A 19,193-nucleotide genomic window follows, 5' to 3' on the forward strand; every position below is an offset into this window, starting at 1 on the left:
CATTATGCTCTCGATTACGGTTGAACCGTGCACTTTTGCGTTGTTTGGCGCCTTGGGTGACCTGGCGGTACGCAAACTGTTTCCTGCGTTGTACCAGCTTGATCGAGCTGGACTGCTGCATGCCGAGACCCGAATTATTGCGTTGGCCCGTGAGGCGGGAACTCCTGAGGAGCACCTGGCCTACATCGATAAAAGCCTGCGTCGCTTCGTCCCCGAGGCGCAGCTTGAGACCGAGCACATGGAGCGTTTTCAGGCCCGCCTGAGTTACCTGCACGTGGACTTCCTCAAGGGCGAAGATTACGTCGCGCTCGCCGAAGCCGTGGGCGACGCGCCGACCATGATTGCCTACTTCGCGACGCCAGCGTCGGTCTATGGCGCCATCTGCGAAAACCTCGCGCTGGTCGGCCTTACCGATCGCACCCGGGCGGTGCTGGAAAAACCCATCGGCCACGACCTCGCGTCGTCCCGTCGCGTCAATGACGCCGTTGCCAGGTTCCTGCCTGAAACCCGCATCTACCGGATCGACCATTACCTGGGCAAGGACACGGTGCAGAACCTCATTGCCCTGCGTTTTGCCAACAGCCTGTTCGAGACGCAGTGGAACCAGAACCACATCTCCCATGTGGAAATCACCGTGGCAGAGAAGGTCGGCATCGAAGGGCGTTGGGGCTATTTCGACCAGGCCGGTCAACTGCGCGACATGATCCAGAATCACCTGCTGCAGCTGCTGTGCCTGATCGCGATGGACCCGCCCAGCGACCTGTCGGCCGACAGCATCCGTGACGAGAAGGTGAAAGTGCTCAAGGCACTGGCGCCGTTCACGCCGGAGCGTCTGGCCACCCAGGTGGTGCGCGGTCAATACATCGCCGGTTACAGCGACGGCAAGCCGGTGCCGGGTTATCTGGAGGAAGAAAACTCCAACACCCAGAGTGACACTGAGACGTTCGTCGCCATTCGTGCCGACATCCGTAACTGGCGTTGGTCGGGCGTGCCGTTCTATTTGCGGACCGGCAAACGCATGCCGCAGAAGCTGTCGCAGATCGTGATCCACTTCAAAGAGCCGCCGCATTACATCTTTGCGCCCGAGCAGCGCTTGCAGATCAGCAACCGCCTGATCATCCGCCTGCAGCCCGATGAAGGCATCTCGCTGCAAGTGATGACCAAGGATCAGGGCCTGGACAAAGGCATGCAGCTACGCAGCAACCCTTTGCAACTGAGCTTCTCCGACGCCTACCGCAGCGCCCGTGTGCCGGACGCCTACGAGCGGTTGTTGCTGGAGGTCATGCGTGGCAATCAGAACCTGTTTGTGCGCAAAGACGAAATCGAATACGCCTGGCAATGGTGCGACCAGTTGATCGCTGGCTGGAAAAAGGCGGGCGATGCGCCCAAGCCTTACCCGGCCGGTTCCTGGGGGCCGATGAGCTCCATTGCTCTTATTACGCGTGACGGGAGGTCCTGGTATGGCGATATGTGAACTTGAATTTCCGGCCGGTCTGAAGGCCCACGAATTCGATAACCCTGAAGTGCTGGCGAACGCGCTGGCCGATCAGGTGGCCGAACGTCTGACGGCGGCAATTTCCAGCAACCTTCACGGCACGGCCACGTTGGTGGTGTCGGGCGGCAAAAGCCCGGTGGCGTTCTTCAAGGCGCTGGCGCAGAAGCCGCTCGAGTGGTCGAAAGTCTGCGTGAGTCTGGCTGACGAGCGCTGGGTGCCGACCGAGCACGCCGACAGCAACGAAGGCCTGCTCAAGCGTTTTCTGCTTCAGGGCCCGGCGGCCGAGGCGGGGTTCTTCAGCCTGTACCGTGCGACCACCACAGTGGATGAGGCCGCAGCTGCAACGGACGAGGCGCTCAAGGCGCTGCCGAAGATCGACGTGCTGATTCTGGGCATGGGTGACGACGGGCATACCGCGTCGCTGTTCCCCGACAGCCCGCATCTGAAGGAAGCGCTGGATCTCAACAGCGACCGTCGTTGCCTGCCCATGCTCGCACCGACCGTTCCTCATCAGCGCCTGACCCTGACGCGTCCGGTGCTGGCGTGCGCAGCGACCACTATCCTGTCCGTCTCCGGTCAGGCCAAACTCGACACATTGCGCGCGGCACTGGCAGGCGATGACCTTGCCGAAATGCCGGTACGCGCGTTCCTTAACCCGTCTCTAGAGATCTACTGGTGCCCATAAGCAAAGGATCAGCCGCCATGGAAAATACCCAAGTGAAACAGCCGTTGAATAGCATGGCGAGCAAGATTGCCCAGATCGACGCACTCTGCGCGAAAGCAAAGATTCTGCCGGTCATTACCATCGCCCGCGAACAGGATGTCCTGCCGCTGGCCGATGCCCTGGCCGCAGGAGGCCTGAACGCGCTGGAAATCACCCTGCGCTCGGAGTTCGGCCTCAAAGCCATCCGCATGCTGCGTGATGCGCGGCCTGAGCTGAGCGTTGGCGCCGGCACCATTCTCGACCGCCACATGCTCAAGGCGGCGGAGGAGGCGGGTTCACAGTTCATCGTCACCCCGGGCAGCACTCAGGATCTGCTGGAAGCTGCCGCACTGAGCGAATTGCCGCTGCTGCCAGGCATCAGCAGCGCGTCGGAAATCATGATCGGTTACGCGCTGGGTTATCGTCGCTTCAAGCTGTTTCCGGCGGAAATCAGTGGCGGTGTCGGTGCAATCAAGGCACTGGGCGGTCCATTCCCGGAAGTGCGTTTCTGCCCCACCGGCGGTGTCAGTGCGGCCAACCTGAAAAACTACATGGCGCTGCCCAACGTGATGTGCGTCGGCGGCACCTGGATGATCGATAACGCGTGGGTGAAGAACGGCGACTGGCAGCGGATTACCGACGCCACTGCCGAAGCCATCGCGTTGTTCGACTGAGTCTGGATTCGCCGGTCAGGCGCACGCTTGGACAGCCCCCGTTCAACTGGGGGCTGGTCTACTGCTGAGCATGATCCGTTTATAGCGTCCCGCGGGGCGTTGCTGCAGAAGTCGTTGTTGCATGGCTTTTTTACGGTGTTCCTTGGTCGGGAACGCCGTTTTTTTTTGCGTCGTTTACACGCAATACATATGTACCGCACAGGCAGCGGCGGGAGCGCTTATCGTTGCCGCTCCTTTGTAGTTCGTTTCTCGATGGATTTACGGCGCCTTCGTCATGAAGGCGCCGTCTTTTTTCCACGATCCTGTCAGGGGCGTTGATCCCGTTGCAGCCTATAGAGCAGGGCTCACGCCAATGCACGAAGTGCCGCGACCAGCTGTTCAACGTCCTTTGCCGACGTGGTGAATCCCGGCGTGATGCGAATGCACGTCCCGCAGGCCGAGCCTTCCCGCGTTACTGCAAAAATGCCGTGCTCATCGAGCAGGCGCTTGACCATGAGTTCCTGATCTGCGTGACGGATGAACCGAAATGACGTGATCCCGCAATACAGTCGCGGGTCGTCCGGCGTCAGCACCTCGATGCCTTCCATACTGCGCGCCTGAGTGACCCACAGGTCTCGCAGATACGCCAAACGTGCACCCTTGGCCGGGGCGCCCCCCATGGCGCGATGCTCGGCGAACACTTTGGGCAGGGTCATCAGGGCGGGGATGTTCGGCGTCCCGTAAGGCACGCGGCCGAGGATGTCGTCCGCACCGTAGCGCTCGTCTGCCATGTCGGGGTCGATGGCGCTCAGGCGTTCCTGCTTCACGTAAATAAAGCCCAGGCTCAGCGGCGCGCCTATCCATTTCTGCAGGTTGAAGCCGGCGAACGACACGCCAAGGTCAGCAAGCTCGAAATCCAGCAGGCCCAAGGCATGGGCGCCATCCAGAATGACTTCAATGCCGTGGGCTTTGGCCAGCTCGGCGATGGCCTTCACTGGCATCACCAGGCCGGTCCGGTGAGTGACGTAGGTCAGCGCCACCAGCTTGAGTCGTGGGTGAGCGGCAAACGCTTCGCGGTAGGTCTCCAGCAGCCCGTCATGGCTCGCGGGGTGCTGATGAGTGATCTCGATCACCTCAACGCCACGGTTTTTCGCCAGCCAGCGCATGCCGGTCTGGACGCTGTTGTAATCCAGGTCGCTGATCAGCACCTGATCGCCTGCCACAAGGCCGTTGTAGTTGCGAATCAGCGCTTGCACCGACTCCGACGCGGAGCGGGTGAGGGCCACTTCGCGGGCCGGCACGTTCAGCAGATCGGCGAGGTCGGCGCGGATGATCTCGCTGTCTTCGGTATCGAACTTCTGCCGCACGTAGACCGAGTTGCTGCGATTGACGTACGCCAGGTTCTGCTCGTAATCCTTGAGTGCTGCGCGGGTCATGCGGCCGAAATAGCCGTATTCGAAATTCACCGGCCCCGGTTCGACGTCGTACTGCGCCGCGACCTGCTGCCAGAACGCTTCGTCCCGAGCCTGTTCATCCGCCCATTCCGTTATTGCGTATGCAGTGCTGTTCATCCGGCGGCTCGCTTTTATCAATGGATGTTTAGTTGAAGCGTATGGGTGTTTTCGACGGGCCCGGCCGCAGCGGTTCGCGAGGGCGGGTGCGCAGAGGATCCAGCAGCGCCGACAGGCCGTTGTGATCAATCTCGTGCATCAGTGCCAGCAGGCTGCCCAACTCGCCTGCCGGGAAACCCTTTCGAGCAAACCAGTTCAGGTAATCGCCCGGCAGGTCCGCCAGCAGTCTCCCCTGATACTTGCCGAACGGCATTTCGCGAGTCACCAACAGTTTGAGTTTTTCCGGGTTCATCCAAAAGCCGCTTATCCGTTCGAGTGAACTCAGACGATACGTGCATTCTGCAACTACGCAAACACACAGATCATGCAGAAAGCGCGGATGAACTGTCCCTTGATATTCATAAGCTATTGAAAAATAACACTATTTATTATCGGCAAAAGCTGGCACGCACAGTGCAATATTCCTTCTATCGAGTGTTTCGTTAACCAGACCTTTGATAAACCTGCCAAAAAGGAACCGCAAAATGTCGGATATCAACAAAGAAGCCATCTCTATCCTGAATGACTTGATCGAGACCAGCATTGACGGTGAGAAAGGTTTTCACACTGCTGCTGAAGACGCCAAGAACCCGGAAATCAAGGCCTACCTGCTCTCCCGTTCTTCTGGCTGCAAGACGTCGGTTGCCGAGCTTCAAGCTGAAGTACGTGCACTGGGCGGCGATCCAGAAGATTCCTCCAGCATCGCTGGCGGCGCACACCGCCTGTGGGTCAACCTGAAAAGCGCGTTGAGCGGCAAGAACGACGAAGCGGTCCTGAACGAAGTCGAAAGCGGTGAAGACCACGCGCTGAAGGCTTACAAAAAGGCTGCCCGGGAAGCTACCGAGAAGAACTTGCCAGTCAACGTCACTACCCTGATCCAGCGTCAGCTGCAGGGCGTGCAAGCGAACCACGACAAGGTTAAAGCCCTGCGTGACACCGTTCGTGCTGCCAACAAGTAATTCGCGGTAACGTCGAAAAACGCCAGCCAGTCTGGCGTTTTTTTATGCCTGCGATTCGGCAGAGGGCGCTACATAGGGTTCGAATTCCACGCGGTTCCTGCCTTGTTTCTTGGCCCGGTACAGGGCCCGGTCCGCGGCGTGAAACAGCGGCTCGGGCAGATCGTGGGTCGCCGGCAGGTGCGTGGCCACGCCGATGCTGACGGTGATGGGCACTGTGTCCTCGGCGAAAGGCGGAAGTGCTTCTATCACCAGACGCAGCTTTTCCGCGATCACACAGGCACCTGCCTTGTCGGTTTCCGGGAGCACCACCATGAACTCCTCACCGCCATAGCGCGCGGCGAGGTCACCCGGCCTGCGGATGCTGGCGGTCAGGGTCTGGGCAACGCTGCGTAATGCGACGTCGCCGCCATGATGCCCGTGTCGATCGTTGAAGGCCTTGAAGTGATCCACATCAATCATCAGGAGTGCCAACGGCCTTTCCGAACGCATGCCCCGCGCCCATTCCTGCTTGAGCACCTGATCCAGCCTGCGCCGGTTGGCCAGGCCGGTCAGCCCATCTGTGGACGCCAGCCCGGCCAGTTCACGCTCGGCGTTCTGGCGCAGGCGCAGTTGGCGGCCCAACAGCCAGGACAGCGAGAGGATCCCGAGGCACAGCAAACCGGTCGCGCTTGCCACCAGCAGCGCGTTGCGTTTCCACAGCGCGTAGACGTCGTCCCGGGATTGAGCGACCACGACGATCAATGGCAAGTCACCCACCCGTGAGAAGGTGTAAAGCCGCTCAGCACCGTCGAGTTCGGATATCGCCGCAAAGCTGCCGTTGACCTCCCTCAGAATGCGTTTGAAGTTGGGCCGCATGCTGAAGTTCTGGCCGATGAAGGTCCGGTTGTTGTCGTCGGGTTGCCGGGCGAGCATCACGCCATCCGCGCTGAGCAGGTTGACGGTGCTGGTGGGACCGATGTCCAGCGTGCGAAACAGTTGATCGAAGTACGACAGGCGCATTGATGCACTGGCAATGCCGACGAACTGGCCGTTGGCGGAGGGGAGACGGCGACTGAAACTGATGCACAGGTCCTTGAAGCCCCAGCGCGAAAGGAAGGGCCCGTCGACCACCAGCGCCAGTGAGCCGCTGCCCCGGTGTTTTTGAAAGCCTGGCCGGTCTGAGAAGTTGTCCAGCCGAGGCGTCAGCGAGGTGGAGTCGGCGACGATGCGCCCGGTGTCATCCAGCAGCACCACATCGCCCTTGAAGGGCGCCGCCGTGGCCCGGTCGAAGAGCACCAGCTGACGCAATTCCGGAGAGATCGTCATGACATCGGGCCGTCGCCAGGCCGCGATCAGGCCCAATAGGGAGGTGTCATACAGCTCGGCATTGCGCTGCACGTCAGCGTCGATCAACTGCACCACATTGTTTGCCGAGCGCACAGCGGCTTCGTTGGCCGTCCCCAGCTCCCGAAACAGCAACCAGGTCACGATGGCGAGTATGGCGGCCACCGCCACGGCGCTGCCCAGCATCAGCATCTTCTCGGAACCGGATCTGATCCCTCGGGAGAATGGAGGCTTGGCTGTCAGTGGCATCGATCATCTCTGACGGGGAAATGGAGGCGTCGTGCGGCGGTAGGCTTATTCGCCTTCGTCAAACTTGTTGTTGATCAGTTCCACCAGCCCCGCCAGCGCCGCATCGGCTTCTTCACCTTCGGTGGCCAGGTGGATCAGGGTGCCCTTACCGGCAGCCAGCATCATGACGGCCATGATGCTTTTGCCATCGACCATGGTTTCCGGGGTGCGGCCGACCCTGATCTGACACGGGTACTTGCCGGCAACACCCACGAACTTGGCGGCGGCCCGGGCGTGCAGACCCAGCTTGTTGATGATGGTGATTTCTAGAGCGGGCATCGCGATGGAGGTCCTTTCAGCTTAGGTCGCGGTGGCGGACCTGAACATTCTTGAGCGATTGCTGCAGGACCTGACCCAGACGTTCGGTCAGGTAGACGGAGCGGTGGTGTCCGCCGGTGCAGCCAATGGCAATAGTGACGTAGGCGCGATTGCTGGCGGCAAAGCGCGGCAACCACTTATTGAGATACGAGAAGATGTCCTGGAACATTTCTTCGACGTCGGGTTGTGCTGCGAGGTACTCGGCAACCGGCTTGTCGAGGCCCGACTGCTCGCGCAGTTCGGGTTTCCAGTACGGGTTGGGCAGGCAGCGCACGTCGAACACCAGGTCGGCGTCCACGGGCATGCCACGCTTGAAGCCGAAGGATTCGATGAGGAAGGCAGTGCCCGGTTCGGGTTTGTTCAGCAGGCGCAATTTGAGAATGTCGCGCAGCTGATAGAGATTCAGGTGCGTAGTGTCGACCGTCAGATCAGCCAGATCGATGATCGGGCCGAGCAGGGTCTTCTCGTCACGAATGGCTTCGGCCAGCGAGCGCGTTGCCGTGCTCAACGGATGACGGCGACGGGTCTCGGAAAAACGCTTGAGCAGGGTAGGTTCATCTGCATCGAGGAACAGCACGTCGCACTGGATGTGGCGGGCGCGTACCTCGGCGAGCATGCGTGGGAATCGGGTCAGGTGACTGGGCAGGTTGCGCGCGTCAATCGAGACCGCCAGTAAAGGCTCGGCCAGTTCGGTGTTGATCAGTGCGCGCTCGGCCAGCTCCGGGAGCAGGCCGGCGGGCAAATTGTCGACGCAGTAGAAACCGCTGTCTTCAAGGACGTCGAGGGCCGTGCTCTTGCCGGAGCCGGAGCGGCCGCTGACGATGATCATGCGCATGATCAGTGACCGTTCTGGACGTCGAGCACGACGCTGTAAAGCTCTTCGTCGGTTTTGGCGGCGCGCAGGCGCTTACGCACATCGTCACGGTCGAGCATGCTGGCGATCTGGCGCAGCAGTTCCAGGTGAGCATCGGTGGCCGCTTCCGGGACCAGCAGCACAAACAGCAGGTCAACCGGCGCGCCGTCGATGGCGTCGAAATCGATGGGTTTCTCGAGATGCAGCACAGCGCTGACAGGCGTTGTACAGCCCTTCAGGCGGCAGTGGGGAATGGCGATGCCATTACCGAAACCGGTGGAGCCGAGTTTTTCACGGGCAATAAGGCTTTCAAACACCACCTGTTCATCAAGATCGGGCACTTGCTTGCCGATCATGCTGGCGATGTTTTGGAGTACGGCTTTTTTGCTGCCGCCTGGCACGTTCACGAGTGAACGGCCAGGGGTCAGAATATTTTCAAGTCGGATCATGAGTGGGGAGTGTCAGCGAGCAGTCGCGCCTTGCAGCAGACTTTGCTGTTTTTCCTTATGTTTTTTGAGTTGGCGGTCAAGCTTGTCGGCAAGCAGGTCAATGGCTGCGTACATGTCGTCGTGTTCGGCGTTGGCAACCACTTCAGCGCCAGGAACGTGCAAGGTGGCTTCGATCTTCTGCTTGAGCTTCTCGACCTCCATCGTGACCTGCACATTCGTGATCTTGTCAAAGTGGCGTTCCAGTCGGGCGAGTTTCTCGCCGATGTAGGTACGCAGAGGTTCGGTCACTTCCAGCTGGTGTCCACTGATGTTGACTTGCATACAGCTTCTCCTTCGTTGCCAGTGCATTAAGAGGCAGGCGTAATGCCTGCCACTGGAACACTTTGACGTGTGACCTTTACATCAGTCGCTTGCGTTCGCTGGACGGCGAGATCCCAAGGGATTCACGGTACTTGGCGACTGTGCGACGGGCCACTTGAATGCCTTGTGCTTCCAGTAAACCAGCGATCTTGCTGTCACTCAACGGCTTTTTCTGATTTTCCGCAGCGACCAGTTTTTTGATGATCGCGCGAATCGCCGTGGACGAGCATTCGCCGCCTTCCGAGGTGCTGACGTGGCTGGAAAAGAAATATTTGAGTTCGTAGATCCCGCGTGGGGTGTGCATGAATTTCTGCGTGGTGACCCGGGAAATCGTCGATTCGTGCATGCCGACCGCCTCAGCGATGTCATGCAGAACCAGCGGCTTCATGGCCTCGTCGCCGTACTCAAGGAAGCCGCGCTGGTGTTCAACGATTTGCGTCGCCACCTTCATCAGCGTCTCGTTACGGCTTTGCAGGCTCTTGATGAACCAGCGCGCTTCCTGCAGCTGATTGCGCATGAACGTATTGTCGGCGCTGGTATCGGCGCGACGCACGAACCCCGCGTACTGCGGATTGACCCGCAGGCGCGGCACGGATTCCTGGTTCAGCTCCACCAGCCAGCGCTCGTTGTCCTTGCGCACGATAACGTCAGGCACAACGTATTCGGCTTCACTGGACTCGATCTGCGAGCCGGGGCGCGGGTTGAGGCTCTGGACCAGTTCAATGACCTGCCGCAGGTCGTCTTCCTTGAGCTTCATGCGGCGCATCAGTTGCGCGTAGTCGCGGCTGCCCAACAGATCGATGTAGTCGCTGACCAGCTTCTGCGCTTCCGCCAGCCACCTGGTTTTGGCCGGCAACTGACGGAGCTGCAGCAGCAGGCATTCGCTCAGGTTGCGAGCGCCGATGCCCGCAGGCTCGAACTGCTGGATGCGGTGCAGAACGGCTTCGATTTCGTCCAGCTCGATATCGAGCTCAGGATCGAAAGCGTCGAGCAATTCTTCCAGTGTTTCGTCGAGGTAACCCTGGTTGTTGATGCAGTCGATCAGCGTCACCGCGATCAGGCGATCGGTGTCCGACATCGGCGCGAGGTTGAGCTGCCAGAGCAGGTGGCTTTGCAGGCTTTCGCCAACGGAGGTGCGGGTGGTGAAATCCCACTCGTCATCGTCATTGCTGGGCAGGCTGCTGGCGCTGGTCTGATAGACGTCTTCCCACGCGGTGTCGACAGGCAACTCGTTGGGGATGCGCTCGTTCCAGTCGCCCTCATCCAGATTGTCGACGGTAGGCGCCGATTCCTGGTAGGTGGGCTCCTGAACATCAGCGTTGGGCTTTTGCTCTACGTTATCCGCCAAGGGGTCGGCGTTGTCGAAATCGTCGCCTTCCTCCTGCCGTTCCAGCATCGGGTTCGACTCCAGCGCCTCCTGAATCTCCTGTTGGAGATCCAGCGTCGACAACTGAAGCAAGCGGATTGCCTGTTGCAGCTGAGGCGTCATCGTCAGCTGCTGGCCCATTCTCAAGACTAGCGAAGGTTTCATGGCAGGGCTTAACACCTTATTCGCCGGCGCACTGCGCGCCATTTACTACCAGGGCGCCGAGGGCGCCAACTTAAGCAAATTATATGCCTGAAGCTGGAGGGTTTGCCTAGAGTGTGATGACAATTAAAAAACGAGGTCGGCGATAGCGCGCGTTGCGGCGTACCGCACAACCTCGTGTCATCACTGCGGTTACAGGCGGAACTCGTGACCCAGATAAACTTCCTTGACCAATTGGTTGGCCAGGATGGATTCGGCGTCGCCTTCGGCAATTAGCTGCCCATCGTTGACGATGTAGGCGGTTTCGCAGATATCCAGCGTTTCACGCACGTTGTGGTCGGTGATCAGCACGCCGATCCCTTTGGCCTTGAGGTGGTGAATGATCTGCTTGATGTCGCCTACGGAAATAGGGTCAACACCGGCAAAAGGTTCGTCGAGCAGAATGAATTTCGGCGAAGTGGCGAGGGCGCGTGCGATTTCCACGCGGCGACGTTCACCGCCCGACAGGCTCATGCCCAGGTTGTCGCGAATGTGAGTGATGTGGAATTCCTGCAGCAGGCTTTCCAGCTCCTTGCGACGGGCAGTGCGATCGAGCTCCTTGCGGGTCTCCAGAATCGCCATGATGTTGTCCGAGACGGAGAGCTTGCGGAAAATCGACGCTTCCTGTGGCAGGTAGCCAATACCGGCGCGTGCGCGGCCGTGCATCGGCTGGTGGCTGACGTCCTGGTCGTCGATCAGGACGCGACCCTGATCGGCCTGAACCAGGCCGACGATCATGTAGAAGCAGGTGGTCTTGCCGGCGCCGTTGGGGCCGAGCAGGCCGACAATCTGACCGCTCTCGATGGACAGGCTGACGTCACGTACGACCTGGCGGCTTTTATAGGCCTTGGCCAGATGTTGGGCTTTCAGCGTTGCCATTACTGGGCCTTCTGCTGGTCGGTTTTCTTTTTCGGCTGGATGACCATGTCGATGCGAGGGCGTGGTGCGGTGACCTTGGTGCCGTTGGCACGGCCGGCGTTCACGACCTGCTTGACGGTGTCATAGACGATTTTCTCGCCTTCGGACGTGTTGCCGTCGTTGACTACTTTGGCCTTGTCGATCAGCACGATGCGGTTCTGGGCCGCGAAGTACTGGATGGTGACGCCCCAAGCCTGAACGATCGGTTTGTCCACCGATGGCTTCTGCTCGTAATAGGCCAGGTTGCCCACGGACGTGAACACGTCCACGTCGCCTTGCGGTGTCCGGGTGATGGTCACGGTGTTGCCGGTGATCTTCATCGTGCCCTGGGTGATGATGACATTGCCTTTGTAAGTGGCGATGCCTTGCTTGTCGTCCAGTTGCGCGTCATCCGACTGGATGTGGATGGGTTGATCGCGATCCGTCGGCAGAGACCAGGCGCTCGCGCTTCCCAGTGCTGCGCCCAGGCCGAGCAAAAAAGGAAGGGTTTTAACGAGCCTCATACTGTCCTCTTACGTTGGATAGCAGGTTCATCCTGCTTTCTTTCAGATACGCTTTCATACCCGTGCCGGTCGTTACACCGCCAAGGCCGTCGATTCTAACGGGTTGGGCAGTCTCCGCATATTGCTTCTGCGGGAATACAGTCATGCGGCTGCTGGTGATGATGGTGGTGCGGTTCTTTTCATCGGTGCGGTTGATGCGCACCGAGTCGATCAGCTCGACGTGATCACCCCCCGGCGACACTTCGGCGCGAACGCTCTGTACGTGCCACGGGAAGGTCGAACCTCGATACATCTGCAGCACCGGCGTGGTCATCAGGGTGACGTCGGTGGCTTTCAAGTGCTCGACCTTGTCGGCGGTCATGTCGTACTGCATGGTTCCGTCGGGCAAGTACTGAATGCTGTGGGCGTTGGTCGCGTAATAATCGACAGCGCTTTCATCCACGGCAGCCTTGGGTTGATCGAGGAAGCTTTCCGGACTGATGTTCCAGTAGCCGACCGCTGCCAGCAGCAATGCCAGCACACCGAACAGCAGAAACGTACGAAACTTTTTGCTCAGCATAAATGCACTTCTATAGGTAGGCGGCATGAGCCGCTTCGAGGTTGCCCTGAGCCTTCAGGATCAACTCGCAGAATTCGCGGGCAGCGCCTTCGCCGCCACGTGCCTGGGTAATGCCATCGGCATGCTCGCGGACAAAGCTGGCAGCATTGGCAACGGCCATGCCCAGGCCGACCCGGCGAATGACCGGCAGATCAGGCAGATCGTCACCCAGATACGCGACCTGCTCGTAGCTTAGATTCAGTTGCTGCAAAAGCTCGTCGAGGACCACGAGTTTGTCTTCGCGGCCCTGATAAAGGTGCGCGATGCCGAGGTTCTTCGCTCGCCGCTCAACCACGGGGGTCTTGCGCCCGCTGATGATGGCAGTGGTCACGCCCGAGTTGATGAGCATCTTGATGCCCTGGCCGTCGAGGGTGTTGAACGTCTTGAACTCGCTGCCGTCTTCGAGGAAATACAGGCGCCCATCGGTGAGTACGCCATCGACGTCGAAGATCGCCAGTTTGATGTTCTTGCCGCGTTGCATCAGGTCATTCATATCGGCGCTCATTTACATGACGCCTGCGCGAAGCAGGTCTTGAAGGTTGAACGCGCCAACCGGGCGGTCGTTCTCGTCGACCACAATAAGTGCGCCGATCTTGTTGTCTTCCATGATTTTCAAAGCTTCGGCCGCGAGCATTTCCGGCCGTACAGTCTTGCCATGGACGGTCATCACTTCATCAATGGTGGCCAGGCGTATGTCGATCGGGCGATCCAGCGTGCGACGCAAGTCACCGTCCGTGAAGATACCGGCAAGGCGTCCGTCGCTCTCGAGGATGGCGGTCATGCCCAGCCCCTTGCGGGTCATTTCCATCAGCGAATCGCGAAGCGGCGTGCCCCGCGCAACCTGCGGCAGGTTGGCCCCAGTGTGCATCACATGCTCGACCTTCAACAGCAGCCGACGACCCAGCGCACCGCCCGGGTGGGAAAAGGCGAAGTCTTCGGCGGTGAAGCCTCTGGCGTCCAGCAGTGCAACGGCCAGGGCGTCGCCCATGACCAGCGCCGCCGTGGTGGAGGAGGTGGGCGCCAGATTCAGCGGGCAGGCTTCTTTTTCGACCCGCGCATTGAGGTTGACGTCGGCGGCTTTGGCCAGCGTTGAGTCCGGGTTGCCAGTAAGGCTGATCATCTTGATGCCCAGACGCTTGATCAGCGGCAGCAACGTGACGATCTCGGCCGTCGTGCCCGAGTTGGACAGGGCCAGAATGATGTCGGCGCTGGTGATCATGCCCATGTCGCCGTGGCTGGCCTCGGCCGGGTGCACGAAAAACGAGGGAGTGCCGGTGCTGGCGAGGGTCGCGGCGATCTTCTTGCCGATATGGCCCGACTTGCCCATGCCGACCACGACCACGCGGCCCTGACTGCCCAGAATCATGTCGCATGCGCTGACGAAATCGGCATTGATATGCGCAAGCAGACCTTCCACGGCTTCTATTTCAAGGCGGATGGTGCTCTGTGCCGATTCAATCAGATTGCGCGCATTGGACATATCGGAAGGGGTCGCTTGGTCAAAAGCCGGGGATTATAGCGGCAATGTTCAAAAGCCTCACGCTTCATCGTTGCTGTTTGTTTAATGAAAGGACACGTCCTTCAGCAACTGCGTGATAAAGGCTGGCGATGGGTACGAAAATTCCACACGGTCCTTAATACCCTTCTTTGTTTGCGACTTGACACGTTGAAGCTTGGGCGGCGTGCGAGAGCGGTGGTATAGTCCGCCGCTTGTTCGGCCCCTCCAAAAGTGTGTCGTTCGTCAAGAACGCGGCATCTGAGAGACAGGTTGCATCGCAAGGAGTTTAGATGAGTGCCGATAACGCCTACGCGGTCGAGCTGAAGGGCGTTTCCTTCAAGCGCGGTGCGCGCAGCATCTTCAATAATGTGGACATCAGCATCCCCCGGGGCAAAGTCACCGGCATCATGGGGCCGTCCGGCAGTGGTAAAACCACCCTGCTGCGGTTGATGGGAGCACAACTGCGTCCCAGCGCTGGCGAAGTCTGGGTCAATGGCCAGAATTTGCCCAAGCTATCGCGCAGCGATCTTTTCGACGCGCGCAAGCAGATGGGCGTTCTCTTTCAGAGCGGCGCACTGTTCACCGATCTCGACGTTTTCGAAAACGTGGCGTTTCCGCTGCGGGTTCACACCAAACTGCCTGAAGACATGATCCGCGACATCGTTCTGCTCAAACTGCAGGCGGTGGGGCTTCGTGGCGCAGTCGACTTGATGCCCGACGAGCTGTCGGGTGGCATGAAGCGTCGTGTTGCGCTGGCGCGTGCCATCGCGCTGGATCCCCAGATCCTCATGTACGACGAACCCTTCGTGGGCCAGGACCCTATCGCCATGGGCGTGCTGGTTCGGCTGATCAGGCTGCTGAATGACGCGCTGGGTATCACCAGTATCGTGGTGTCCCACGACCTCGCCGAGACCGCGAGCATCGCCGACTATCTCTATGTCGTCGGTGACGGTCAGGTGCTGGGGCAGGGCACGCCGCAGGAACTGATGGAGTCGGATAACCCTCGTATACGTCAGTTCATGACGGGCGATCCCGACGGGCCGGTGCCTTTCCATTATCCGGCACCGGATTATCGCGACGATCTTTTGGGGAAGCGCTGATGCGCAGAAAGTCTTTAATGGATCGCGTACGCCTGATGGGGCGTTCGGCGATCGATATAGTTGCAGTGCTGGGTAGTTCAGGGATTTTTCTGGTTCATGCGTTGCTCGGGCGTGGCGGAATCGGCGGCGGCTTTCAGCTGCTGCTGCGTCAGCTGCACTCGGTAGGCGTCATGTCTCTGGCCATTATTGTCGTGTCCGGCGTGTTCATCGGCATGGTGCTGGCGCTGCAAGGCTTCAGCATTCTCGCCAAGTACGGCTCCGAGCAGGCGGTGGGGCAGATGGTTGCCCTGACGTTGCTGCGTGAACTCGGTCCGGTCGTTACCGCTCTATTGTTCGCCGGTCGTGCAGGCTCTGCGCTCACCGCTGAAATCGGCAACATGAAATCCACCGAGCAGCTTTCCAGCCTCGAGATGATTGGCGTTGACCCGCTCAAATACATCGTCGCGCCGCGTCTCTGGGCAGGCTTCATCTCGCTGCCGGTGCTGGCGCTGATCTTCAGCGTGGTTGGCATCTGGGGTGGTTCGTGGGTGGCGGTCGACTGGCTGGGCGTTTACGAAGGCTCCTTCTGGGCCAACATGCAGAACAGCGTTTTGTTTACCGATGATGTACTCAACGGTGTCATCAAGAGCGTCGTGTTCGCTTTTGTCGTCACCTGGATTGCCGTGTTTCAGGGCTATGACTGCGAGCCGACGTCCGAAGGGATCAGTCGCGCCACGACCAAGACCGTGGTCTACGCGTCATTGGCCGTACTGGGCCTGGACTTTATTATGACCGCCTTGATGTTTGGAGACTTCTGATGCAAAACCGCACCCTCGAAACCGGTGTAGGCCTGTTTCTGCTGGCCGGTATCCTGGCTTTGCTCCTGCTCGCCCTGCGCGTCAGCGGTCTGAGTGCCAGCGCCAACACCGACACTTATAAACTTTACGCAAATTTCGACAATATCGCCGGTTTGACTGTCAGAGCGAAAGTGACCATGGCCGGTGTGAACATTGGCAAGGTCACTGCAATCGATCTGGATCACGATACCTTCACCGGTCGTGTGACGATGGAAGTGAACAAGCGGGTCAATAACCTGCCTTCGGATTCCACCGCTTCCATTCTGACCGCGGGCCTGCTGGGTGAAAAATACATCGGCATCAGTGTCGGTGGTGATGACCAGCTGTTGAAAGACGGCGGCACCATCCATGACACCCAGTCCTCGTTGGTACTCGAAGACCTGATCGGTAAATTCCTGCTCAATTCAGTGGGCAAAGACGCCAAATGAGGAGTTTTTTCATGATCTCGATTCTGCGCCGTGGCCTTCTGGTGCTGCTGGCCGCCCTGCCATTGTTTGCTAATGCAGCGGCGTCCGATGCTTCCGCCCACGACCTGGTTGATCGCACCACCAAGCAATTGCTGGCTGACCTGTCCGCCAACAAGGAAACCTACAAATCCAATCCACAAGCGTTCTACGATGCACTCAATGGCATCGTCGGCCCGGTCATCGACGCCGATGGCATTTCCAAAAGCATCATGACCGTGAAGTATTCGCGCAACGCCACCCCGGCGCAGATGCAGCGGTTCCAGGAAAACTTCAAGCGCAGTCTGATCCAGTTCTATGGCAACGCACTGCTTGAGTACAACAACCAGGGCATCACTGTTTCTCCTGCCAAGCAGGAAGGTGCTGATCGCACTTCCGTTGACATGTCGGTCAAGGGCAACAACGGCGCGGTTTACCCTGTTTCCTACACCCTCGTTAAAATCGGCGGTGAGTGGAAAGTGCGTAACGTGATCATCAACGGCATCAACATCGGCAAGCTGTTCCGCGATCAGTTCGCTGACGCCATGCAGCGCAACGGTAACAACCTGGACAAAACCATCGACGGTTGGGCTGGCGAAGTCGCCAAGGCCAAAGAGACCTCGGAAGCCTCCAGCGACAAGGTCGTCAAATGAGTCAAGCGTCCGTTACTGCCGCTGGCGGCGGAGAGCTGATGCTCTCCGGCGTGGTCGACTATCGGACCGGGCCCGCCTTGCGCGAGCAGGGCGCGGCGCTCATTAAGGCCAGCACCGAAGCGGCTTTGACGCTGGACTGCTCCGGCGTGGAAAAATCCAGCAGTGTCGGCCTTTCATTGCTCCTCGCATTCATGCGCGATGCTCAGGCGGCGGGCAAGTTACTCACCGTCCGGGCGTTGCCAGAAGACATGCAGGAAATCGCCAAAGTCTCTGAGCTCACCGAGCTGTTGCAGCACCATTAATTGCTTTCATCGATCAAGCCCCTCGTCCGCCCCTTGCAAAGTAGGGTTCGCAACGAGAGGGCTTTTTTGTATGATGGCCGACCCGCGCGCGTAGGGCGCCGATAGAGGTTAAGCATGCAGGCCGTAGAAGTTAAAAGCTTCCTGGAAGCTAAGTTGCCAGATATCCAGGTCGAAGTTGAAGGCGAAGGCTGTAATTTCCAGCTGAACGTGATCAGCGACGAACTGGCCGCACTGAGCCCGGTCAAGCGCCAGCAGCAGATCTACACGCATTTGAACCCATGGATCGCCGATGGCAGCATCCACGCGGTGACCATGAAATTTTTCAGCCGCGCTGCATGGGCCGAGCGCACCTGAGCCAAAACGGCGTCGAGATTCCAATGGATAAACTGATTATTACTGGCGGCATTCGTCTTGATGGCGAAATCCGCATCTCCGGGGCGAAAAACTCCGCCCTGCCGATTCTCGCAGCCACGCTGCTGGCTGATGGTCCTGTGACCGTCGCCAACCTGCCGCACCTGCACGACATCACCACCATGATCGAGCTGTTCGGTCGCATGGGGATCGAGCCGATCATCGACGAGAAGCTCAGCGTCGAAATCGATCCGCGCACTATCAAGACCCTGGTCGCTCCGTACGAACTGGTGAAAACCATGCGTGCGTCGATCCTCGTGCTGGGTCCGATGGTTGCCCGATTCGGTGAAGCCGAAGTGGCACTGCCTGGCGGTTGCGCCATCGGTTCGCGTCCTGTCGATCTGCACATCCGTGGTCTTGAAGCCATGGGCGCGATCATCGACGTCGAAGGCGGTTACATCAAGGCCAAGGCGCCGGAAGGCGGCCTGCGTGGCGCGCACTTCTTCTTCGACACCGTCAGCGTCACCGGTACCGAGAACATCATGATGGCCGCTGCACTGGCCAACGGCCGCAGCGTCCTGCAAAACGCCGCGCGTGAACCTGAAGTCGTCGACCTGGCGAACTTCATCAACGCCATGGGCGGTAAAGTCTCTGGCGCCGGCACCGACACCATCACCATCGATGGCGTTAAACGTCTCGGTTCGGCGACCTATCGCGTGATGCCCGACCGTATCGAAACCGGCACCTATCTGGTGGCGGCGGCGGCAACCGGCGGCCGTGTGAAGCTCAAGGACACCGATCCGACGATTCTCGAAGCGGTTCTCGAGAAGCTGCGTGAAGCCGGTGCCGAGATCACCACGGGCAGCAACTGGATCGAGTTGAACATGCACGGCAAACGTCCGAAAGCGGTCAACGTGCGCACTGCGCCGTACCCGGCGTTTCCGACCGACATGCAGGCGCAGTTCATCTCGCTGAATGCCATTGCCGAGGGTACCGGAACGGTCATCGAGACCATCTTCGAAAACCGCTTCATGCACGTGTATGAAATGCACCGCATGGGCGCGCAGATTCAGGTCGAAGGCAACACCGCGATTGTCACCGGTTGCACCAAGCTCAAGGGCGCGCCTGTGATGGCGACCGACCTGCGTGCTTCGGCGAGCCTGGTCATTTCGGCGCTCGTTGCCGAAGGCGACACGCTGATCGACCGCATCTACCACATCGACCGTGGTTACGAGTGCATCGAAGAAAAACTGCAGATGCTGGGCGCGAAGATCCGTCGCGTTCCGGGCTAGTCAGCTGCTGCGCGTTTGCCCGGGTCGATTTGATCGACTCGGGCGACGTGTCTGGCCCAAGGGCCAAGACTTTCTGATTCGTTTCACTTCGGCTTTTTGAGCTGGAGGTTGTCGGGCGCCA

24 protein-coding genes are annotated in these 19,193 nt (G+C 59.4%); 11 read left to right on the forward strand and 13 right to left on the reverse strand.

Annotated features, from left to right (window positions below; genetic code table 11):
• Positions 1 to 4: 4 nt before the first annotated feature.
• From zwf to BBI10_RS23055, 3 genes are read left to right on the forward strand one after another with little or no spacing between them, the layout of a single operon-like run.
• On the forward strand, positions 5 to 1,474 hold the full coding sequence (zwf, locus tag BBI10_RS23045; protein ID WP_065992056.1) for a glucose-6-phosphate dehydrogenase: 1,470 nt from the start codon (positions 5 to 7) through the stop codon (positions 1,472 to 1,474).
• Positions 1,461 to 2,180 carry a 6-phosphogluconolactonase gene (pgl, locus tag BBI10_RS23050; RefSeq protein WP_065992058.1) on the forward strand — a complete coding sequence of 240 codons (720 nt, stop codon included), beginning with the start codon at positions 1,461 to 1,463 and terminating at the stop codon, positions 2,178 to 2,180. The genes zwf and pgl overlap by 14 nt, the downstream gene beginning before the upstream one ends.
• Before the next feature lie 17 nt (positions 2,181 to 2,197).
• Positions 2,198 to 2,872, forward strand: a complete 675-nt coding sequence (locus tag BBI10_RS23055; protein WP_065992060.1) for a bifunctional 4-hydroxy-2-oxoglutarate aldolase/2-dehydro-3-deoxy-phosphogluconate aldolase — start codon at positions 2,198 to 2,200, stop codon at positions 2,870 to 2,872.
• A 344-nt stretch (positions 2,873 to 3,216) separates the two neighbouring features.
• Here BBI10_RS23055 and BBI10_RS23060 read toward each other — a convergent pair whose 3' ends face one another.
• Both BBI10_RS23060 and BBI10_RS23065 read right to left on the reverse strand, forming a co-directional pair.
• A complete protein-coding gene (locus BBI10_RS23060) occupies positions 3,217 to 4,422 on the reverse strand; it encodes an aminotransferase class V-fold PLP-dependent enzyme (protein WP_065992062.1) in 1,206 nt (401 codons plus the stop codon).
• Between the two features lie 28 nt (positions 4,423 to 4,450).
• Positions 4,451 to 4,714, reverse strand: a complete 264-nt coding sequence (locus BBI10_RS23065) for a DUF3820 family protein (RefSeq protein ID WP_065992064.1) — start codon at positions 4,712 to 4,714, stop codon at positions 4,451 to 4,453.
• Between the two features lie 232 nt (positions 4,715 to 4,946).
• Here BBI10_RS23065 and BBI10_RS23070 point away from each other — a divergent pair, with 232 nt between their 5' ends.
• Positions 4,947 to 5,420 carry a PA2169 family four-helix-bundle protein gene (locus tag BBI10_RS23070; protein WP_065992066.1) on the forward strand — a complete coding sequence of 158 codons (474 nt, stop codon included), beginning with the start codon at positions 4,947 to 4,949 and terminating at the stop codon, positions 5,418 to 5,420.
• A 42-nt stretch (positions 5,421 to 5,462) separates the two neighbouring features.
• Here BBI10_RS23070 and BBI10_RS23075 read toward each other — a convergent pair whose 3' ends face one another.
• The 11 genes from BBI10_RS23075 to BBI10_RS23125 all read right to left on the reverse strand — a co-directional run bounded on the left by BBI10_RS23075 (position 5,463) and on the right by BBI10_RS23125 (position 14,077).
• Positions 5,463 to 6,992 carry a sensor domain-containing diguanylate cyclase gene (locus tag BBI10_RS23075; RefSeq protein WP_065992068.1) on the reverse strand — a complete coding sequence of 510 codons (1,530 nt, stop codon included), beginning with the start codon at positions 6,990 to 6,992 and terminating at the stop codon, positions 5,463 to 5,465.
• Between the two features lie 45 nt (positions 6,993 to 7,037).
• Complete coding sequence (locus tag BBI10_RS23080; protein ID WP_065992070.1) at positions 7,038 to 7,310, reverse strand: HPr family phosphocarrier protein; 273 nt, start codon at positions 7,308 to 7,310, stop codon at positions 7,038 to 7,040.
• Positions 7,311 to 7,326: 16 nt separating this feature from the next.
• The gene (gene rapZ, locus BBI10_RS23085; protein ID WP_065992073.1) at positions 7,327 to 8,184 is read right to left on the reverse strand and encodes an RNase adapter RapZ; all 858 of its coding nucleotides are present in this window, start codon (positions 8,182 to 8,184) and stop codon (positions 7,327 to 7,329) included.
• Between the two features lie 2 nt (positions 8,185 to 8,186).
• On the reverse strand, positions 8,187 to 8,651 hold the full coding sequence (gene ptsN, locus BBI10_RS23090; protein WP_065992075.1) for a PTS IIA-like nitrogen regulatory protein PtsN: 465 nt from the start codon (positions 8,649 to 8,651) through the stop codon (positions 8,187 to 8,189).
• A gap of 12 nt (positions 8,652 to 8,663) precedes the next feature.
• Positions 8,664 to 8,972, reverse strand: coding sequence for a ribosome hibernation-promoting factor, HPF/YfiA family (hpf, locus tag BBI10_RS23095; protein ID WP_037014798.1), 309 nt, complete (start codon positions 8,970 to 8,972; stop codon positions 8,664 to 8,666).
• Positions 8,973 to 9,048: 76 nt separating this feature from the next.
• Positions 9,049 to 10,542 (reverse strand): RNA polymerase factor sigma-54, encoded by a 1,494-nt coding sequence (locus BBI10_RS23100; protein ID WP_065992077.1) that lies wholly within the window; start codon positions 10,540 to 10,542, stop codon positions 9,049 to 9,051.
• Between the two features lie 189 nt (positions 10,543 to 10,731).
• On the reverse strand, positions 10,732 to 11,457 hold the full coding sequence (lptB, locus tag BBI10_RS23105; protein ID WP_065992079.1) for an LPS export ABC transporter ATP-binding protein: 726 nt from the start codon (positions 11,455 to 11,457) through the stop codon (positions 10,732 to 10,734).
• A complete protein-coding gene (gene lptA, locus BBI10_RS23110; RefSeq protein WP_037014791.1) occupies positions 11,457 to 11,999 on the reverse strand; it encodes a lipopolysaccharide transport periplasmic protein LptA in 543 nt (180 codons plus the stop codon). The genes lptB and lptA overlap by 1 nt, the downstream gene beginning before the upstream one ends.
• Positions 11,986 to 12,558, reverse strand: a complete 573-nt coding sequence (gene lptC, locus BBI10_RS23115) for an LPS export ABC transporter periplasmic protein LptC (RefSeq protein ID WP_037014789.1) — start codon at positions 12,556 to 12,558, stop codon at positions 11,986 to 11,988. Before lptC ends, lptA begins: the two co-directional genes overlap by 14 nt.
• A gap of 10 nt (positions 12,559 to 12,568) precedes the next feature.
• Positions 12,569 to 13,102: a 3-deoxy-manno-octulosonate-8-phosphatase KdsC gene (gene kdsC, locus BBI10_RS23120; protein WP_065992081.1), complete on the reverse strand. Its 534-nt coding sequence runs from the start codon at positions 13,100 to 13,102 to the stop codon at positions 12,569 to 12,571.
• The gene (locus BBI10_RS23125; RefSeq protein ID WP_065992085.1) at positions 13,103 to 14,077 is read right to left on the reverse strand and encodes a KpsF/GutQ family sugar-phosphate isomerase; all 975 of its coding nucleotides are present in this window, start codon (positions 14,075 to 14,077) and stop codon (positions 13,103 to 13,105) included.
• Positions 14,078 to 14,385: 308 nt separating this feature from the next.
• Here BBI10_RS23125 and BBI10_RS23130 point away from each other — a divergent pair, with 308 nt between their 5' ends.
• The 7 genes from BBI10_RS23130 to murA all read left to right on the forward strand — a co-directional run bounded on the left by BBI10_RS23130 (position 14,386) and on the right by murA (position 19,072).
• Positions 14,386 to 15,195: an ATP-binding cassette domain-containing protein gene (locus tag BBI10_RS23130; RefSeq protein ID WP_065992087.1), complete on the forward strand. Its 810-nt coding sequence runs from the start codon at positions 14,386 to 14,388 to the stop codon at positions 15,193 to 15,195.
• Positions 15,195 to 15,992, forward strand: coding sequence for a lipid asymmetry maintenance ABC transporter permease subunit MlaE (mlaE, locus tag BBI10_RS23135; RefSeq protein ID WP_065992089.1), 798 nt, complete (start codon positions 15,195 to 15,197; stop codon positions 15,990 to 15,992). The genes BBI10_RS23130 and mlaE overlap by 1 nt, the downstream gene beginning before the upstream one ends.
• Positions 15,992 to 16,459 (forward strand): outer membrane lipid asymmetry maintenance protein MlaD, encoded by a 468-nt coding sequence (mlaD, locus tag BBI10_RS23140; RefSeq protein ID WP_065992091.1) that lies wholly within the window; start codon positions 15,992 to 15,994, stop codon positions 16,457 to 16,459. Before mlaE ends, mlaD begins: the two co-directional genes overlap by 1 nt.
• An 11-nt stretch (positions 16,460 to 16,470) precedes the next feature.
• On the forward strand, positions 16,471 to 17,127 hold the full coding sequence (locus BBI10_RS23145) for an MlaC/ttg2D family ABC transporter substrate-binding protein (protein ID WP_065992093.1): 657 nt from the start codon (positions 16,471 to 16,473) through the stop codon (positions 17,125 to 17,127).
• Positions 17,124 to 17,429, forward strand: a complete 306-nt coding sequence (locus BBI10_RS23150) for an STAS domain-containing protein (RefSeq protein WP_065992094.1) — start codon at positions 17,124 to 17,126, stop codon at positions 17,427 to 17,429. The genes BBI10_RS23145 and BBI10_RS23150 overlap by 4 nt, the downstream gene beginning before the upstream one ends.
• 114 nt (positions 17,430 to 17,543) lie before the next feature.
• Positions 17,544 to 17,783, forward strand: coding sequence for a BolA family protein (locus BBI10_RS23155; RefSeq protein ID WP_065992095.1), 240 nt, complete (start codon positions 17,544 to 17,546; stop codon positions 17,781 to 17,783).
• 23 nt (positions 17,784 to 17,806) lie between these two features.
• Entirely contained in the window at positions 17,807 to 19,072 is a 1,266-nt protein-coding gene (murA, locus tag BBI10_RS23160; RefSeq protein WP_065993161.1) for a UDP-N-acetylglucosamine 1-carboxyvinyltransferase, read from the forward strand.
• The last annotated feature ends 121 nt before the right edge of the window (positions 19,073 to 19,193 follow it).

This window comes from Pseudomonas graminis (assembly GCF_001705435.1).
In the GTDB taxonomy this organism is placed as follows: Bacteria; Pseudomonadota; Gammaproteobacteria; order Pseudomonadales; family Pseudomonadaceae; genus Aquipseudomonas; species Aquipseudomonas graminis_B.

Bases quoted from the DNA above. Each gene is read 5' to 3' on its own strand.
- zwf (WP_065992056.1), top strand. From the start codon at position 5: ATGCTCTCGATTACGGTTGAACCGTGCACTTTTGCGTTGTTTGGCGCC.
- pgl (WP_065992058.1), top strand. From the start codon at position 1,461: ATGGCGATATGTGAACTTGAATTTCCGGCCGGTCTGAAGGCCCACGAA.
- BBI10_RS23055 (WP_065992060.1), top strand. From the start codon at position 2,198: ATGGAAAATACCCAAGTGAAACAGCCGTTGAATAGCATGGCGAGCAAG.
- BBI10_RS23060 (WP_065992062.1), bottom strand. From the start codon at position 4,422: ATGAACAGCACTGCATACGCAATAACGGAATGGGCGGATGAACAGGCT.
- BBI10_RS23065 (WP_065992064.1), bottom strand. From the start codon at position 4,714: ATGAACCCGGAAAAACTCAAACTGTTGGTGACTCGCGAAATGCCGTTC.
- BBI10_RS23070 (WP_065992066.1), top strand. From the start codon at position 4,947: ATGTCGGATATCAACAAAGAAGCCATCTCTATCCTGAATGACTTGATC.
- BBI10_RS23075 (WP_065992068.1), bottom strand. From the start codon at position 6,992: ATGCCACTGACAGCCAAGCCTCCATTCTCCCGAGGGATCAGATCCGGT.
- BBI10_RS23080 (WP_065992070.1), bottom strand. From the start codon at position 7,310: ATGCCCGCTCTAGAAATCACCATCATCAACAAGCTGGGTCTGCACGCC.
- rapZ (WP_065992073.1), bottom strand. From the start codon at position 8,184: ATGCGCATGATCATCGTCAGCGGCCGCTCCGGCTCCGGCAAGAGCACG.
- ptsN (WP_065992075.1), bottom strand. From the start codon at position 8,651: ATGATCCGACTTGAAAATATTCTGACCCCTGGCCGTTCACTCGTGAAC.
- hpf (WP_037014798.1), bottom strand. From the start codon at position 8,972: ATGCAAGTCAACATCAGTGGACACCAGCTGGAAGTGACCGAACCTCTG.
- BBI10_RS23100 (WP_065992077.1), bottom strand. From the start codon at position 10,542: ATGAAACCTTCGCTAGTCTTGAGAATGGGCCAGCAGCTGACGATGACG.
- lptB (WP_065992079.1), bottom strand. From the start codon at position 11,457: ATGGCAACGCTGAAAGCCCAACATCTGGCCAAGGCCTATAAAAGCCGC.
- lptA (WP_037014791.1), bottom strand. From the start codon at position 11,999: ATGAGGCTCGTTAAAACCCTTCCTTTTTTGCTCGGCCTGGGCGCAGCA.
- lptC (WP_037014789.1), bottom strand. From the start codon at position 12,558: ATGCTGAGCAAAAAGTTTCGTACGTTTCTGCTGTTCGGTGTGCTGGCA.
- kdsC (WP_065992081.1), bottom strand. From the start codon at position 13,102: ATGAGCGCCGATATGAATGACCTGATGCAACGCGGCAAGAACATCAAA.
- BBI10_RS23125 (WP_065992085.1), bottom strand. From the start codon at position 14,077: ATGTCCAATGCGCGCAATCTGATTGAATCGGCACAGAGCACCATCCGC.
- BBI10_RS23130 (WP_065992087.1), top strand. From the start codon at position 14,386: ATGAGTGCCGATAACGCCTACGCGGTCGAGCTGAAGGGCGTTTCCTTC.
- mlaE (WP_065992089.1), top strand. From the start codon at position 15,195: ATGCGCAGAAAGTCTTTAATGGATCGCGTACGCCTGATGGGGCGTTCG.
- mlaD (WP_065992091.1), top strand. From the start codon at position 15,992: ATGCAAAACCGCACCCTCGAAACCGGTGTAGGCCTGTTTCTGCTGGCC.
- BBI10_RS23145 (WP_065992093.1), top strand. From the start codon at position 16,471: ATGATCTCGATTCTGCGCCGTGGCCTTCTGGTGCTGCTGGCCGCCCTG.
- BBI10_RS23150 (WP_065992094.1), top strand. From the start codon at position 17,124: ATGAGTCAAGCGTCCGTTACTGCCGCTGGCGGCGGAGAGCTGATGCTC.
- BBI10_RS23155 (WP_065992095.1), top strand. From the start codon at position 17,544: ATGCAGGCCGTAGAAGTTAAAAGCTTCCTGGAAGCTAAGTTGCCAGAT.
- murA (WP_065993161.1), top strand. From the start codon at position 17,807: ATGGATAAACTGATTATTACTGGCGGCATTCGTCTTGATGGCGAAATC.